Origin of the sequence: Sabulicella flocculans, from assembly GCF_045449635.1 — a bacterium.
GTDB lineage: Bacteria > Pseudomonadota > Alphaproteobacteria > Acetobacterales > Acetobacteraceae > Roseococcus.
In genome coordinates this window covers 1-13,509 of sequence record NZ_JBJJBR010000024.1, presented here as the reverse complement: position 1 = coordinate 13,509, position 13,509 = coordinate 1, and the positions used below count along the sequence as shown (strand labels likewise).

Sequence of the window (13,509 nt, the reverse complement as noted above, 5' to 3'; positions counted from 1 at the left end):
ACCCCGTCCGCCCGCCGCCGCATCGCGCGGCCACGCCGGGGCTTCGCCCTGGCGCGGAGGTGGCTGGGCAGGATGCGCGCGGCCCGGTGCGGGCGATGCCCCGCCCCACCGCCGCGCCCCCGCACCCTGCGGTCGCGCCGGGGCTTCGCCCTGGCGCGGAGACGGTTGGGCAGGATGCGCGCGGCCCGGAGCGCGCGCAGCCGCGCGGCCGCCCCCCGTCCGGCGGCCACCCGCCGCCCCCCGCGCGCCCGCGACCGGGCCCCCCGCCTCGGCGCGAAGCGACGTGGCGGGGAATCCCGGGGCCCCCGCCGCGGTTTTCCGCCGCCGCGTGGCGGCGGCGGAAAACCGTGGTGGGGTTATTCGATGGGGAGCTGCCCGGCGGTGACGGCCTGGTAGGTGGAGATGGCCAGGGTCAGCGGGTCGAAGGGCTTGGACATGATGAAGGCGGGCTCGACCTCCTCCGCCGTCAGCAGGCGCTCGGGGTAGGCGGTGACGAAGATGACCGGCACCTTCACGCTGGCCATGATGCGGCGGACGGCGTTGATGCCGTCGCCGCCGCGGCCGAGGTTGACGTCGGCGAGGATGAGGCCGGTCGGGCGCTCGTTGGCCAGGCGCACCGCCTCGGCCTCGCTGGCGGCGACGCCGCTGACGCGGTGGCCGCAGCGCTGCACCAGCATGCGCAGGTCCATGGCGATGACCGGCTCGTCCTCGATGATGAGGACGTCGGTCGCGGTGGCCTGGCGCAGGGCGGTGCGGGCGTGGTCGAGCTGGCGCTGGGCGGCGGCCTCGTCCAGCCCCACCACCTGGGCGGCCTGGGCGACGTCCAGCTCCTCCAGGCTGGTGAGGAGCAGCAGCTGGCGCTCCATGGCCGAGAGGTTGCCCGGGGCGTCGGTGGCGGCGAGGCGGGTGACGCCGGCGTAGAGCGCGAGGCGGCCGGGCAGGTCGGGCAGGCCGGCGCGCAGGGCGTCGGCCACCATCGCGTCCCCCGCCTGCTGGGAGCCGGCGAGCGCGCGGGCGTAGCGGCGGGCGTAGGGCAGGGCCTGCATCAGCTCGGCGTCGGCGAGGGAGGTCATGGTGGGGACTCCTGAAACGAGTTGGTCTGGTGGATATTATGCGACGAATGGATTCCTTCTCCATCCGTCGCGAGTTGCCGGGGCTGTTGCCGGCGTTGCGCGCCTATGCCCGCGCGCTGAGCCGCAGCGCGCCGGCGGCGGACGACCTGGTGCAGGAGGCGGTGCTGCGCGCCCTGCGGGCGGAGGCGCAGTTCGAGCCGGGCACCGAGCTGCGGGCCTGGATGTTCACCATCCTGCGCAATTGCTGGCTGGGGCAGGTGCGCAAGGCGGGACGGGAGCGCCGGGCGGTGGAGGCGCAGGGCCACGCCGCCGAGGAGGCGCGCCCGGCCAGCCAGGGCGACCGGCTGGAGGTGGCGGAACTGGCGCGCGCCATGGACGCCCTGCCGGTGACCCAGCGCGAGGCGCTGATGCTGGTGGGCGCGCAGGGCATGACCACGGCCCAGGCCGCCGCGGTGGTGGGCGTGCCGGAGGGGACGGTCAAGGCGCGGCTGTCGCGCGGGCGCAACGCGCTGCGCGCGGCGCTGGCGCAGCCGGCGGTGGAGGCGGATTCGCTGCATCCCGTCTCCTAATGGGAAGGCTGGCCGAGGGTTGCAGCGAAAAAACCGCAAAGATGCGCGCAACGGTCGGCGCGGCATCGGTATTGCCCCTTCAGAACGAGCCACCACGGGGACCGCACGATGCGAGAGATGAAGCCGAGCACGATGGAGCAGATGGGCGCCACGGACCCCGAGACGCCCTTCCACACCCTGATGGTGGGCGCGCTGCCCGGGCTGCGGCAGCAGGCCTTCGCCCTGACCCGCAACCGCGCCGACGCGGACGACCTGGTGCAGGCGGCGGTGACCAACGCCCTGGCCGCGCAGCACAGCTTCACGCCGGGCACCAACTTCAAGGCCTGGATGAGCCGCATCCTGCGCAACCGCTTCCTGAGCGACATGCGCCGCCGCCGCGAGACGGTGGAGGTGGACGAGGCCCCGGCCGACGCCTTCGCCCGCGCCGCCAGCCAGGAGGACAGCATCGCCCTGCAGGAGCTGCGCCACGCCCTGGCCAAGCTGCCCTCCGACCAGCGCCTGGCGCTGATGATGGTGACGGTGCAGGGCATGTCCTACGAGGAGGTGAGCGCGCAGCTGGGCGTGGCGGTCGGCACGCTGAAGTGCCGCGTGTTCCGCGCCCGCAAGCAGCTGCAGGCGATGCTGCTGGGCGACGCCCCGGCCGAGCGCCGCGCCGTGGAGGCCATCCGCCAGGGCGCCTCCCCGCAGCCTGCCAACCGTCGTATGGTGAACCCGGTGGAGCGGCGCCTGGGCGCCGTCTGAGGGACCCAGGTGAGCGAACCACCTTCCAAAGCAGGACGGTCGCAGGTCGAGATGAGGCCCGGAACCGATGGCAGCGGCCGGGGGAGGCGATCCTCCCCCGACGCGGCGTTCGAGATGTGGCTGAACCGCGGCCTGCACGCGATCTACGACCAAGTCGCGCAGGAGCCCGTGCCGCAGCACCTGCTGGACCTCATCCAGCGCGACGCCAACAAGAGCGCGAAGGGCTGAGGCTTGCGCCCGCGCGCGGGCCGGGGAACATGATGTCGCGCGCTGTCTTTTCCGGAATCCGGGCACGGCTGGTGGCCTTGGTGCTGGTGGCGGGCATCCCGGTGGCGGTGGTCGCCGCCGCCAATGCCTGGCAGAAATACGAGCAGTCGCTGGCCGGCATCTCCGAGACCGCCGCCCTGGTGGGCGAGGCCGACCGGGTGCGCCACGCCACCGCCCTGGACGACCAGGAGCGCCTGGTGCGCGGCATGGGCAAGCTGGGCAACTTCTTCGAATGGCCGCCGGAGGAATGCACCCGCGTGCTGTCGCGCCTGCGGCTGCTGCTGGACGCGCGCTACACCGACCTGTGGTTCCTGGACACGCAGGGGCGGCTGGTCTGCAACGCGCTGGCGCTGCCGCCGGGCGTGGATTTCTCCTCCTTCAGCTATTTCCGCCGCGTCTCGGAGCGGCGGGACTTCGTGCTGGGCGACATCGTCTGGGGCCCGGCCTCGCGCCGCATGGTGCTGCCCGGCGCCGCCCCGGTGACGCAGGACGGGCGCCCGGTCGGGGTGGCCGGGGCGGCCATCAGCGCCGACTGGCTGGCCAGCGGCCCGTCCGGCGCCGGGCTGCCGCACCGGACCTGGGTGGTGGACCCCGCCGGCCAGCCCTTCGCCCTGGCCGGCATGGAGGCGGGCGCCCTGCCCGAGCCCGCCCTGCTGGCCGAGCTGCGGGCGGCGCCGGCGCGGCTGACGCGGCTGGGCCAGTCCGCCCAGGGGCAGGCCTTCGCCTATTCCATCTCGGCCCCCGACCGCGGCATGCGCGTGCTGGTGGGGCTGCCGGCCGGCGAGGCGATGCGCGAGGCGCGGGGCCAGCTGCTGCAGCGCATCGGCGAGCTGGTGGTGTTCCTGGCGTTCTGCCTGCTGGTGGTGCTGGCCGGCACCGAGCTGGCCTGCGCCCGGCCGCTGCGCCGCCTGGCCGGGGCGGTGCGCGGCTGGCGCCCAGGCACCCCCTTCGCCCCGCCCCACACCGCCTGGGACCCGCGCGAGGTGGACGAGCTGGGCGAGGCGCTGGCCGGCGCCTCCCACGCCATCGCGCTGCGGGAGTCCGAGCTGCAGGCCGCGCTGGCGCAGAGCGACCGGCTGGTGGCGGAGATCCACCACCGGGTGAAGAACAACCTGCAGATCGTCGCTTCCCTGCTGAACATGCAGGGCGAGCGCATCGGCGACGCCGCCCGGCGCGCCGAGTTCGCGGTGGCGCGGGAGCGCGTGCAGGCCCTGGCCGCGCTGCACCGCCACCTGGACACGGAGGCCGGCGCCCCGGTGGTGCCGGTGGCGCCCCTGCTGCGGGAGCTGGCCAACCAGGTGCTGTCCAACGCCACGGCGGAGGTGGAGGCGGAGGAGATCACCCTGCCGGCCGAGCAGGCCACCTCCCTGGCGCTGCTGGTGACGGAGGCGCTGCTGAACGTGAACCGCCACGCCTTCCCCGCCGGGGCCGAGGGGCAGGTGCGGCTGGCGCTGCGCCGCCAGGGCGACGCGGCGCGGCTGGAGCTTTCCGATGACGGCCAGGGGCTGCCGGAGGACCATGCCGAGGGGATGGGCCTGTCGCTGATCCGCGGCTTCGCGGCCCACCTGGGCGGCGAGGCGCGGCTGGAGCGCGGCAGCGGCACCCGGCTGGTGGTGGAGTTCCCGGCCTGAGCGCGTCAGCCCGCGGGCGGGGCGGCGCAGCGGGCGTGCAGCCACGCGGCCTCGTGCAGATCGGCCGGCTGGCCGGCGCGGCGGGCGGCCTCCAGCAGGAAGCCCAGCACCGCCTCGCCCTCGTTCGGCCGGCCGGCCTGGACGTCGCGCAGCAGGGAGGTGGCGTAGGCGCTGGAGGCGTCGGCGAACAGGGCGCGGTACTCGGCCAGGAAGGCATCGGGCATCGGGTGGCCGTGATGGGCGGCGATGGCGGCGTTGCGCTCCAGCACGCGGTGCAGCAGGGGGGTGCCGCCGGCGCGCGCGATGGCGCCCACCGGGGCGCGCAGCAGCACGGTGCCGATGGCCGCCGTGCCCAGGTGGACCAGCTTCTCCCACATGCGCTGGCGGATGTCGGGCACCGCCCGCGCCTCCACGCCGCGCGCCCCGGCGAAGGCGGCGGCGATGGCGGCGGTGCGGGCGGAGGCGCCGCCCTCCCACTCGCCGAAGGCCAGGGTGCACCAGGGGTTCAGGTGGCGCACCACCCCGCCCTCGCCCAGCGTGGCCTGGATGCGCGCCAGCCCGCCCAGCACGGCGGCGGGCCCGAAGGCGGCGCGCAGGCGCTCCATGTGGGCCATGCCGTTCAGCACCGGCAGCACGCAGGCGCCGCCGCGCACCGCCGGGGCGATGGCGGCGATGGCGGCCTCCAGGTCCCAGGCCTTGCAGGCCAGCAGCACGGCGTCGAAGCCCGGCGTGGCCTCCTCCAGCACGGCGGGGCGCAGCGCCAGGTCGCCGAAGGGGCTTTCCACCCGCAACCCGTCGCGGCGCAGCGCCGCCGCGCGGGCGGGGCGGACCAGGAAGGCCGCCTCGCCCCCCGCCTCGGCCAGGCGGGCGCCGAAATAGCCGCCCACCGCCCCGGCCCCCAGCACCAGCAGCCGCATCGTCACTCTCCTTCCCCCGGGCGCAACACGCGCGTTACATCGGCACCCCAGCTTGCATGGCCACGATGCGCCGATTCCTTCCCTTGCTGATTCTGCCCGCCCTGGCCGGCGGCGCCTACCTCTGGGGCCAGCCGGCCCTGGCGCGGCTCGGCTGGACCGCGGGCGAGGCCGGCGCGCCCCGCCTGCGCACGGCGGAGGCCGACCGCGGCGCCATCACCGCCGTGGTCAGCGCCACCGGCACGGTGAACCCCGTCACCTCCGTGATCGTCGGCTCCCAGCTTTCGGGGCAGATCCGCGAGGTGCTGGCGGACTGGAACACCCGCGTCACCGCCGGCCAGCCCCTGGTGCGGCTGGACACCCAGCAGCTGGAGGCCACCCGCGCCGCCGGCCTGGCCGACCTGCAATCCGCCCGCGCCGCCATCGCCGTGGCCCAGGCCCAGGCGGAGAAGGCCAATGCCGACGCCGTGCAGTCCCGCGCCGCGCTGGACGCCGCCCGCGCCGGCGTCGCCCAGGCCGAGGCCCAGCTGCGCGACGCCGAGTTCGAGAGCCGCCGCACGGAGGAGCTGCGCCGCTCCGGCGTCGGCGCCGTGCGCGACGCCGCCCGCGCCGGCTTCACCGCCGAGGGCGCGCGCGCCAACCTGCTGAACGAGCGCGCCCAGCTGGCCCAGGCCGAGGCCAACGTGCTGGGCGCCGAGGCCGCCGCCCGCACCGCCGCCGCCCAGGTGGAGGCCGCCCGCGCCCAGGCCGAGCAGCGCGCCGCGGTGATCCGCCAGACGGAGGTGAGCCTGGGCTTCGCCACCATCCGCAGCCCCATCGACGGCATCGTGGTGGCGCGCTCGGTGGACCAGGGGCAGACGGTGGCGGCCTCGCTCGCCTCGCCCACCCTGTTCACCATCGCCGCCAACCTGGACGAGATGGAGGTCTGGGCCACGGTCGACGAGGCCGACATCGGCCGCATCCGCCCCGGCCAGGCGGTGGCCTTCACGGTGGCCGCCCACCCGCAGGCCAACCTGCGCGGCACGGTGAAGGAAACCCGGCTGACGCCGGCCACGGTGAACAACGTCGTCACCTACACCGTGGTGGTCACCGCCCCCAACAGCGAGGGGCGGATGCTGCCGGGCATGACCGCCACCCTTCGCGTGGTGACGGACGAGCGCCGGGACGCCCTGCGCGTGCCCAACGCCGCCCTGCGCTGGCGCCCCGCCGGCACCGGGGCCGCCGCCAACGCCGCCGCCGACAACCCCCTGGCCAACGCCCTGCGCGAGATGGAGGACCTGACCCCCGCCCAGCGGCAGGAGGTGGACGCCGCCCTGGCCGAGATGCGCGAGCGCATGGCCGCCCTGCCGCAGGAGGTGGAGGCGCGCCGCCAGGCGGTGCAGACGGCCCGCCAGCGTCTGCAATCCCGGCTGAACGCCGTGCTGACGCCCGACCAGCGCGCCCGCATGGCCTCGGCGCGCGGCGGCGGCCGCGGCCAGCAGGCCGGCACGCCGGGCACCGTCTGGGTGCTGGAGGGGGACGGCCCGCCCCGCGCGGTCGCCGTGCGCACCGGGCTGAGCGACGGCAACGTGACGGAGATCCTGTCCGGCGAGGTGCAGCCCGGCATGCGGCTGGTGGTGGGCAACGAGCGCGCCGGCGCCGCCCCGCGCGCCGGCGCCGCCCGGCCGCTGTTCTAGCCCATGGAGACGCTGATCGAGGCCCGCGGCCTGTCCCGCCACTACCCCTCCGGCGAGGGGGTGGTGAAGGCGCTGGACGGCGTGGACGTGACGGTGACGCCGGGCGAGTTCGTCGCCGCCATGGGCCCCTCCGGCTCGGGCAAGAGCACCTTCCTGAACCTGGTGGGCTGCCTGGACCAGCCCACCGCCGGCACGCTGCGCCTGGCCGGCGAGGAAACCGGCCGCCTGCCGCCCGAGCGCCTCGCCGCCCTGCGGGGCGAGCGCATCGGCTTCGTGTTCCAGTCCTTCCACCTGCTGCCGCGCGAGGACGCGCTGGCCAACGTGATGATGCCCATGATGTACCGCGGCATCCCGCCCCGGCTGCGGCGCGAGCGCGCGGAGATGGCGCTGGAGCGCGTGGGCCTGCAGGAGCGCATGCGCCACACCCCCGCCCAGCTCTCGGGCGGGCAGCAGCAGCGCGTGGCCATCGCCCGCGCCCTGGTCTGCGGGCCGGAGCTGCTGCTGGCCGACGAGCCGACGGGCGCGCTGGACAGCCGCACGGGGCTGGAGATCATGGCGCTGTTCCAGGCGCTGAACCGCGCCGGCGTGTCCATCCTGTGCGTGACGCACGACGCCGACGTGGCGGCCTTCGCCGGCCGCACCCTGCGCTTCCGCGACGGCCGCCTGTTCGAGGACGAACGCCACCCGCCGGTGGACGCCCGGGCGATGATGGGGGTGCCCTTCGCATGAACGTCATCGCCCGCCCCGAGACCCGGACCGCCGCCACCCCGCTGCCGCCCCTGCCCGCCGGCCGCCGCGCCGGCCTTTCCTACGCCGAGGCCGGGGGCGCGGCGCTGCGGGCGCTGGCGGCCAACAAGCTGCGCGCCATGCTCACCTCGCTGGGCATCTTCATCGGGGTGGCGGCCGTCATCGTCACCGTGGCGGTCGGCGCCGGGGCGCGGCAGCAGGTGCTCAGCCAGATCCAGTCGCTGGGGGCGAACCTGCTGCTGGTCTGGGGCTCGAACGTGCGCATGGGCGGCGTCTCGCTGGGTGCCGGGCAGCGGCCCAACATCAGCTGGGACGACGCCCAGGCCATCGCGCGGGAGGTGGCGGCGGTGGAGGCCGCGGCCGGCACCATCCGCCAGCAGATGCAGGTGGTGAACGGCAACCAGAACTGGTCCACCTGGGTGCTGGGCGCCGACCCGGCCTGGTTCGACGTGCACGAGTGGAGCGTGGCCGAGGGCCGCTTCTTCTCGGAGGAGGAGGCAGCGGGCGGGCGCAAGGTGGCGCTGCTGGGCGCCACCGTGGCCGAGAGCCTGTTCGGCGACGACAACCCGGTGGGCCGCGAGGTCCGCATCCGCGCCACCCCCTTCGAGGTGGTGGGCGTGCTGGCCCGCAAGGGGCAGAACCCCACCGGCCAGGACCAGGACGACGTGGTGCTGGTGCCGTTCTGGACGGCGCGGCGCAGCATCATGGGCGCCTCCCGCGCCTTCGCGCGCTCCGTCGGCTCCATCTCCGTCAAGGTGGCGGAGGGTGAGGACATGGCGGCGGTGGAGGAGGAGCTGCGCGCCTTCTTCCGCCAGCGCCACCGGGTGGCGGCGAACGAGGCCGACACGGTCAACATCCGCAACCTGAGCGAGATCGCCGCCACGCGCGACGCCTCGGCGCGCACCCTGTCGCTGCTGCTGGCCGCGGTGGCCGCGGTGTCGCTGCTGGTGGGCGGCATCGGGGTGATGAACATCATGCTGGTGAGCGTGACGGAACGCACGCGCGAGATCGGGCTGCGCCTGGCGGTGGGCGCGCGCCCGCGCGACATCCTGCGCCAGTTCCTGCTGGAGGCGGTGCTGCTGGCGCTGCTGGGCGGGGCCATCGGCGTGGCGGCGGGCATCGGGCTGTCCATGGCGCTGTCGGCCTGGGGCGGCTGGCCGGTGCTGATCCAGTGGAACGCGGTGGCGCTGGCGGTCGGCGTCTCCGGCCTCACCGGGCTGTTCTTCGGCTGGTGGCCGGCCCGGCGGGCGGCGGCGCTCGACCCCATCCAGGCCCTGCGGCACGAGTAGCCAAGCCGCCCGGGCCGGGCCACCATGCGCGCAACGACCACGAGGGGGACGCGCCGCCATGGCCCGCAAGATCATCATCACCTGCGCCGTCACGGGGGCCATCCACACCCCCTCGATGTCGCCGCACCTGCCCATCACGCCGCAGCAGATCGCCCAGGCCTCCATCGAGGCCGCCGAGGCCGGGGCGGCCATCATCCACCTGCACGCGCGCGACCCCGAGACCGGCGAGCCCTCGCCGGACCCGGCGCTGTTCCAAGCCTTCCTGCCGGTCATCAAGCAATCCACCGACGCGGTGCTGAACATCACCACCGGCGGCGGCATGAACATGACGGTGGATGACCGCCTGGCCGCGCCCCTGCTGGCGAAGCCGGAGATGGCGTCGCTGAACATGGGCTCGATGAACTTCAACATCTCCGGCGCCGCGGCGCGGGTGAAGGAGTGGAAGCACGCCTGGGAGAAGCCCTACCTGGAGCGGACGGTGAACCACATCTTCCGCAACACCTTCCAGGACATCGAGCAGATCGTGGAGCGGCTGGGCAAGGGCCACGGCACCCGCTTCGAGTTCGAATGCTACGACGTCGGCCACCTGTACAATCTGGCGCACATGCTGGACCGCGGCGTGGTGCAGGGCCCGCTCTTCGTGCAGACCATCTTCGGCATTCTGGGCGGCATCGGGCCGGAGCCGCGCAACCTGCTCTTCATGAAGGAAACCGCCGACCGCCTGTTCGGCGACCAGTACGTGTGGTCGGTGCTGGCGGCCGGGCGCCACCAGATGCCCTTCACCACCATGGCCGGCATCATGGGCGGCAACGTCCGCGTCGGGCTGGAGGACAGCCTGTGGATCGGCCCCGGCCAGGCCGCCACCTCCAACGCCCAGCAGGTGGCCAAGATCCGCCGCATCCTGGAGGACCTGGGCCACGAGATCGCCACGCCGGCCGAGGCGCGCTCCATGCTGGCGCTGAAGGGCGGCGACCTGGTTGGGTTCTGACGCGCGAAGGGCCGGGACGCCGCGCGGCGCCCCGGCCCTTCGCCGTGGTTCCCGTCCGCTCAGGCGGCGCGCAGCGCGCCCGGGATGCCCTGGATGGCCTGGTCCACCAGCGCGGCGTCGGCCTCGGCCGTGTGGCCCTGGGCGATGACCTCGCGCGCCGCGGTGGCGGCGATGGCGGCGGCGGCGGCGCGCACCTCGTTCACCGCGCCGGCCTCGGCGGCGGCGATGCGGTCCATCGCCATGCGCTCGCGCCGGCCGGCGGCGGCCTCGGCCTCGGCGGCGGCGGCCTCGGCCACGCGCGCGGCCTCGGCGCGGGCGCGGGCCAGCATCTCCTGCGCCTCGGCCTGGGCGGCGGCGCGGTCCTTCTGGGCCTGGGCCATCATCGCCTCGGCCTGGGCGCGCAGGGTCACCGCCTCGTCCAGCTCGGCGCGGATGCGCGCGGCGCGGCCGTCCAGCATCCTGGTGATGGCGCCCCAGGCGGTCTTGCCGGCCAGCAGCACGAACAGCACGAAGGAGATGGCGACCCAGAATTTCGGGTCGTGGTAGAAGACGTCGTAGTGGTGCATCTCAGCCCCTCCCGCCCGCGGCGGCGTTCACCGCGGCGGCCACGGCCGCGTCGTCGGCCCGGACGTTCAGCTTGTCCAGCAGGGCCTTCGCCGTGTCGTTGGCCACGCCGTTGATGGAGGCCATGGCGGCGTCGCGCGCGGCGCGCACCCGGCCCTCGGCCTCGGCCACCTGGGCGTTGAGGCGCTGGTTGATCGCCTCGGCCTGGCGGGCGGCCTGGGCGTTGGCCTCGGCCATGGCGGCGGCCACGGCGGCCTGCGCCTCGCCCCGCGCGGCGGCGGTGGCGGCGCGCAGCTCGGCCAGCGCGGCCTCGCCGGCGGCCTGGGCGTCGCGCGCGGCGTTGAGGTCCGCGGCGATGCGGGCCGCGCGCTCATCCAGCACGGAGGCCACCCGCGGCAGCGCGTAGTTCTTCAGCACGAAGTACAGGAGCCCGAAGATGATGAGCAGCCACACGAGCTTGCTGATCATCAGCGGGTTGGCGAAATCCAGCTGCGGCATGGCGAACCCCCTTGAGCGCGTGACGGCGGCACGGGCGGGGCGCGGCGGCCCCGCCCGGCGCGCGTCAGGCGAAGAGGATGAGGAAGGCGATCAGCAGCGCGAACAGCGCCACCGCTTCCGTCAGCGCGAAGCCCAGGATGCCGATCGGGAAGACGGCGTCGCGGGCGGAGGGGTTGCGGGCCACGCTGGTGATCAGCGAGGAGAAGATGTTCCCGATGCCCAGGCCCACGCCGAACAGCGCGATGACGGCGATACCAGCACCCAGGGCCTTGGCGGCAGCGACTTCCATGTTCCCAGTCCTTCCGTGGAAATGGTGAGAGTTGTCCGTATCCGGCGGCGCGGCGTCAGTGCAGGTGCACCGCGTCGTGGAGGTAGATGCAGGTCAGGATCGCGAAGACGTAGGCCTGCAGGAAGGCCACCAGCACCTCGAACCCGACCAGCGCGACGTTGATCGCCAGCGGCATGATGGAGAGCACGGGGCCGAAGGTGCCCAGCGCGCCCAGCATCACCACGAAGGTGGCGAAGACCTTCAGCATGACGTGCCCGGCCACCATGTTCGCGAACAAGCGGATGCTCAGCGAAACGGGGCGCGAGAGGTAGGAGACGATCTCCACCGGGATGATGATGGGCGCCAGCCACAGCGGCGCGCCTTCCGGGAAGAAGTAGCCCAGGAACGCCTTCCCGTGCAGCGAGATCGCCACCAGGGTGATCAGCACGAACACCACCATCGCCAGGGTGAAGGTCAGGCTGATGTGCGAGGTGTAGGTGAAGGCGTAGGGGAACAGGCCCAGCATGTTGCCGAACAGCACGAACATGAACAGGGTGAACACGAAGGGGAAGAAGCGCCGCCCCTCCGGCCCGACCTGGGCCAGCAGCATGTCGTCGATGAAGCCGTAGGCGCTCTCGGCCACGCTTTGCAGGCGGCCGGGCACCATGGCGCGCGGCGCCATGCCGAACACCATCAGCGCCACGATCAGCCCGCCGGCCACCAGCATGTGCAGGTTGGACTGGGTGAAGCCCACCGCCGCGCCCACCGGGCCCAGCACGGTGCCCAGCTCGAACTGCGAGAGCGCGTCGATCGCCTTGCCTTCAGCCGCCACCGTGTCAGACCCCCGAGCCTCAATCTTTCCGCACGCGCCGGGGGTTGAAGAGACGATACACGTTCATCACGCCCGCCGCGGACCCCAGCACGAAGCACACCAGGAAGAGCCAGGGCCAGGTGCCCAGCCACCGGTCGAGGAGGAGGCCGAGCCCCACCCCCACCACCAGCGCGGAGACGACCTCCACGCCGGCCCGGAAGCCGATTCCCCAGTTGCCGCCCGGAAGCTGGCCATCGGCGCGGCCCTTGGTCGCAGGGTCCAGGCCCTGGCGGGCCCGCGCTGCGTCCAGGCGTTGCTTGAAGGCGTCCCGGTCGTCCACCACGGCTCCTCCCAACGCAAACCCCGCCGGAGGCAAGGGCCGTCTATGCGGGCGGCAATGGGCTGTCAAGGTGACGACGCCTCCATGGTTGCACCGCCGCCGCGCGGGACGTCCCGTCCAGGCGCGAGACGGATGGCCACAGACCCGGCGCGGCGGACCGGGCACCGTCGCGCCATGCCGCCCAGCCCCCTCCTCCCGCGCCCTTTGCTGCTGCTGATGCTCGCCGCCTGCTTCCTGGCGGGGGCCTGGGTGGTCGCCTGACGGCGCGCCCGGCTCAGCCCTCGGCCATCCGCACCGCCTCGCCCAGGTCCACGCTCAGCAGGCGGCTCACCCCGCGCTCCTGCATGGTGACGCCGAACAGGCGGTGCATGCGCGCCATGGTCAGCGCGTGGTGCGTGATGATGAGGAAGCGCGTGCCCGTCTCGGCCATCGCGTCCAGCAGGTCGCACAGGCGCTCCACGTTGGCGTCGTCCAGCGGGGCGTCCACCTCGTCCAGCACGCAGACCGGGGCGGGGTGGCAGCGGAACACCGCGAAGATCAGGCTCAGCGCCGTCAGCGCCTGCTCGCCGCCGCTCAGCAGGCTCAGGGCGGACAGCTTCTTGCCCGGCGGCTCGGCGTAGATCTCCAGCCCCGCCTCCAGCGGGTCCTCGCTGCCCACCAGCGCCAAGTGGGCGCGGCCGCCGCCGAACAGGCGGGCGAACAGGGCGCGGAACTCGCGGTCCACCTGGTCGAACACGGCGCGCAGCCGCTCGCGCGCCTCGCGGTTCAGGTGGCCGATGGAGCCGCGCAGCTTGGCGATGGCGGCGGCGATTTCCTCGCGGTCGGTCCGGATGGCGGCGATGCGCGCCTCCAGCTCCGCCAGCTCCACCTCGGCGCGCAGGTTCACCGGGCCCATCTCCTCGCGCTCGCGCGCCAGGCGCTCGGCGCGGCGGCGGGCACGCTCCTCCGCGGCGTCGGACAGGTCCTCCGGCGCGGCGGGAAGGGCGGCGTCCTCGCCCAGGCGTTCCAGGATGCGGGTGGCCAGGGCCTGGCCGTCGCGGGCGGCGGCGTCGCGCGCCGCCTCGGCCAGCAGCCGCGCCTCGCGCGCCGCGCCCAGGGCGGCTTCGGCGGCGCGGCGGCCCTCGGCGGCGGCG

General features: G+C 74.6%; 16 protein-coding genes. 8 read left to right on the top strand and 8 right to left on the bottom strand.

What is annotated here, in order from left to right; genetic code table 11:
- Nucleotides 1–356: 356 nt before the first annotated feature.
- Complete coding sequence (locus ACI6QG_RS16850) at nt 357–1,073, bottom strand: response regulator (protein WP_407025752.1); 717 nt, start codon at nt 1,071–1,073, stop codon at nt 357–359.
- 47 nt (nt 1,074–1,120) lie between these two features.
- Between ACI6QG_RS16850 and ACI6QG_RS16845 the strand changes: the two genes are divergently transcribed.
- The 4 genes from ACI6QG_RS16845 (at nt 1,121) to ACI6QG_RS16830 (ending at nt 4,281) form a co-directional block, all read left to right on the top strand.
- Nucleotides 1,121–1,642: a sigma-70 family RNA polymerase sigma factor gene (locus ACI6QG_RS16845; RefSeq protein ID WP_407025751.1), complete on the top strand. Its 522-nt coding sequence runs from the start codon at nt 1,121–1,123 to the stop codon at nt 1,640–1,642.
- Between the two features lie 117 nt (nt 1,643–1,759).
- On the top strand, nt 1,760–2,383 hold the full coding sequence (locus tag ACI6QG_RS16840; protein WP_407025750.1) for a sigma-70 family RNA polymerase sigma factor: 624 nt from the start codon (nt 1,760–1,762) through the stop codon (nt 2,381–2,383).
- Between the two features lie 51 nt (nt 2,384–2,434).
- Nucleotides 2,435–2,611 (top strand): NepR family anti-sigma factor, encoded by a 177-nt coding sequence (locus ACI6QG_RS16835; RefSeq protein WP_407025749.1) that lies wholly within the window; start codon nt 2,435–2,437, stop codon nt 2,609–2,611.
- A gap of 71 nt (nt 2,612–2,682) precedes the next feature.
- Nucleotides 2,683–4,281, top strand: coding sequence for a sensor histidine kinase (locus tag ACI6QG_RS16830; protein WP_407025748.1), 1,599 nt, complete (start codon nt 2,683–2,685; stop codon nt 4,279–4,281).
- A gap of 5 nt (nt 4,282–4,286) precedes the next feature.
- On the opposite strand, the gene ACI6QG_RS16825 is transcribed toward ACI6QG_RS16830, so the two are convergent.
- Nucleotides 4,287–5,198, bottom strand: a complete 912-nt coding sequence (locus tag ACI6QG_RS16825; protein ID WP_407025747.1) for a 2-dehydropantoate 2-reductase — start codon at nt 5,196–5,198, stop codon at nt 4,287–4,289.
- Nucleotides 5,199–5,281: 83 nt separating this feature from the next.
- Here ACI6QG_RS16825 and ACI6QG_RS16820 point away from each other — a divergent pair, with 83 nt between their 5' ends.
- From ACI6QG_RS16820 to kce, 4 genes are read left to right on the top strand one after another with little or no spacing between them, the layout of a single operon-like run.
- A complete protein-coding gene (locus ACI6QG_RS16820) occupies nt 5,282–6,871 on the top strand; it encodes an efflux RND transporter periplasmic adaptor subunit (protein ID WP_407025746.1) in 1,590 nt (529 codons plus the stop codon).
- Nucleotides 6,872–6,874: 3 nt separating this feature from the next.
- Complete coding sequence (locus ACI6QG_RS16815; RefSeq protein ID WP_407025745.1) at nt 6,875–7,600, top strand: ABC transporter ATP-binding protein; 726 nt, start codon at nt 6,875–6,877, stop codon at nt 7,598–7,600.
- On the top strand, nt 7,597–8,907 hold the full coding sequence (locus tag ACI6QG_RS16810; RefSeq protein ID WP_407025744.1) for an ABC transporter permease: 1,311 nt from the start codon (nt 7,597–7,599) through the stop codon (nt 8,905–8,907). The genes ACI6QG_RS16815 and ACI6QG_RS16810 overlap by 4 nt, the downstream gene beginning before the upstream one ends.
- A gap of 58 nt (nt 8,908–8,965) precedes the next feature.
- Nucleotides 8,966–9,895 (top strand): 3,5-dioxohexanoate:acetyl-CoA acetone transferase, encoded by a 930-nt coding sequence (kce, locus tag ACI6QG_RS16805; protein ID WP_407025743.1) that lies wholly within the window; start codon nt 8,966–8,968, stop codon nt 9,893–9,895.
- Between the two features lie 59 nt (nt 9,896–9,954).
- Here kce and ACI6QG_RS16800 read toward each other — a convergent pair whose 3' ends face one another.
- From ACI6QG_RS16800 to ACI6QG_RS16775, 6 genes are all read right to left on the bottom strand, one after another.
- Complete coding sequence (locus ACI6QG_RS16800; protein ID WP_407025742.1) at nt 9,955–10,461, bottom strand: F0F1 ATP synthase subunit B family protein; 507 nt, start codon at nt 10,459–10,461, stop codon at nt 9,955–9,957.
- A 1-nt stretch (nt 10,462) separates the two neighbouring features.
- A complete protein-coding gene (locus ACI6QG_RS16795) occupies nt 10,463–10,957 on the bottom strand; it encodes a F0F1 ATP synthase subunit B family protein (RefSeq protein WP_407025741.1) in 495 nt (164 codons plus the stop codon).
- A gap of 64 nt (nt 10,958–11,021) precedes the next feature.
- A complete protein-coding gene (locus ACI6QG_RS16790) occupies nt 11,022–11,246 on the bottom strand; it encodes an ATP synthase subunit C family protein (RefSeq protein WP_213615086.1) in 225 nt (74 codons plus the stop codon).
- Nucleotides 11,247–11,301: 55 nt separating this feature from the next.
- Nucleotides 11,302–12,057, bottom strand: a complete 756-nt coding sequence (locus tag ACI6QG_RS16785; protein WP_407025740.1) for a F0F1 ATP synthase subunit A — start codon at nt 12,055–12,057, stop codon at nt 11,302–11,304.
- A gap of 19 nt (nt 12,058–12,076) precedes the next feature.
- A complete protein-coding gene (locus tag ACI6QG_RS16780) occupies nt 12,077–12,376 on the bottom strand; it encodes an AtpZ/AtpI family protein (protein ID WP_407025739.1) in 300 nt (99 codons plus the stop codon).
- Between the two features lie 274 nt (nt 12,377–12,650).
- The coding region (locus ACI6QG_RS16775) for an AAA family ATPase (protein WP_491630747.1) at nt 12,651–13,509 on the bottom strand (859 nt) is incomplete at its 5' end.

Coding starts and splice junctions, on each gene's coding strand:
- ACI6QG_RS16850 (WP_407025752.1), bottom strand. CDS start 1,073: ATGACCTCCCTCGCCGACGCCGAGCTGATGCAGGCCCTGCCCTACGCC.
- ACI6QG_RS16845 (WP_407025751.1), top strand. CDS start 1,121: ATGGATTCCTTCTCCATCCGTCGCGAGTTGCCGGGGCTGTTGCCGGCG.
- ACI6QG_RS16840 (WP_407025750.1), top strand. CDS start 1,760: ATGAAGCCGAGCACGATGGAGCAGATGGGCGCCACGGACCCCGAGACG.
- ACI6QG_RS16835 (WP_407025749.1), top strand. CDS start 2,435: ATGAGGCCCGGAACCGATGGCAGCGGCCGGGGGAGGCGATCCTCCCCC.
- ACI6QG_RS16825 (WP_407025747.1), bottom strand. CDS start 5,198: ATGCGGCTGCTGGTGCTGGGGGCCGGGGCGGTGGGCGGCTATTTCGGC.
- ACI6QG_RS16815 (WP_407025745.1), top strand. CDS start 6,875: ATGGAGACGCTGATCGAGGCCCGCGGCCTGTCCCGCCACTACCCCTCC.
- ACI6QG_RS16810 (WP_407025744.1), top strand. CDS start 7,597: ATGAACGTCATCGCCCGCCCCGAGACCCGGACCGCCGCCACCCCGCTG.
- kce (WP_407025743.1), top strand. CDS start 8,966: ATGGCCCGCAAGATCATCATCACCTGCGCCGTCACGGGGGCCATCCAC.
- ACI6QG_RS16800 (WP_407025742.1), bottom strand. CDS start 10,461: ATGCACCACTACGACGTCTTCTACCACGACCCGAAATTCTGGGTCGCC.
- ACI6QG_RS16795 (WP_407025741.1), bottom strand. CDS start 10,957: ATGCCGCAGCTGGATTTCGCCAACCCGCTGATGATCAGCAAGCTCGTG.
- ACI6QG_RS16790 (WP_213615086.1), bottom strand. CDS start 11,246: ATGGAAGTCGCTGCCGCCAAGGCCCTGGGTGCTGGTATCGCCGTCATC.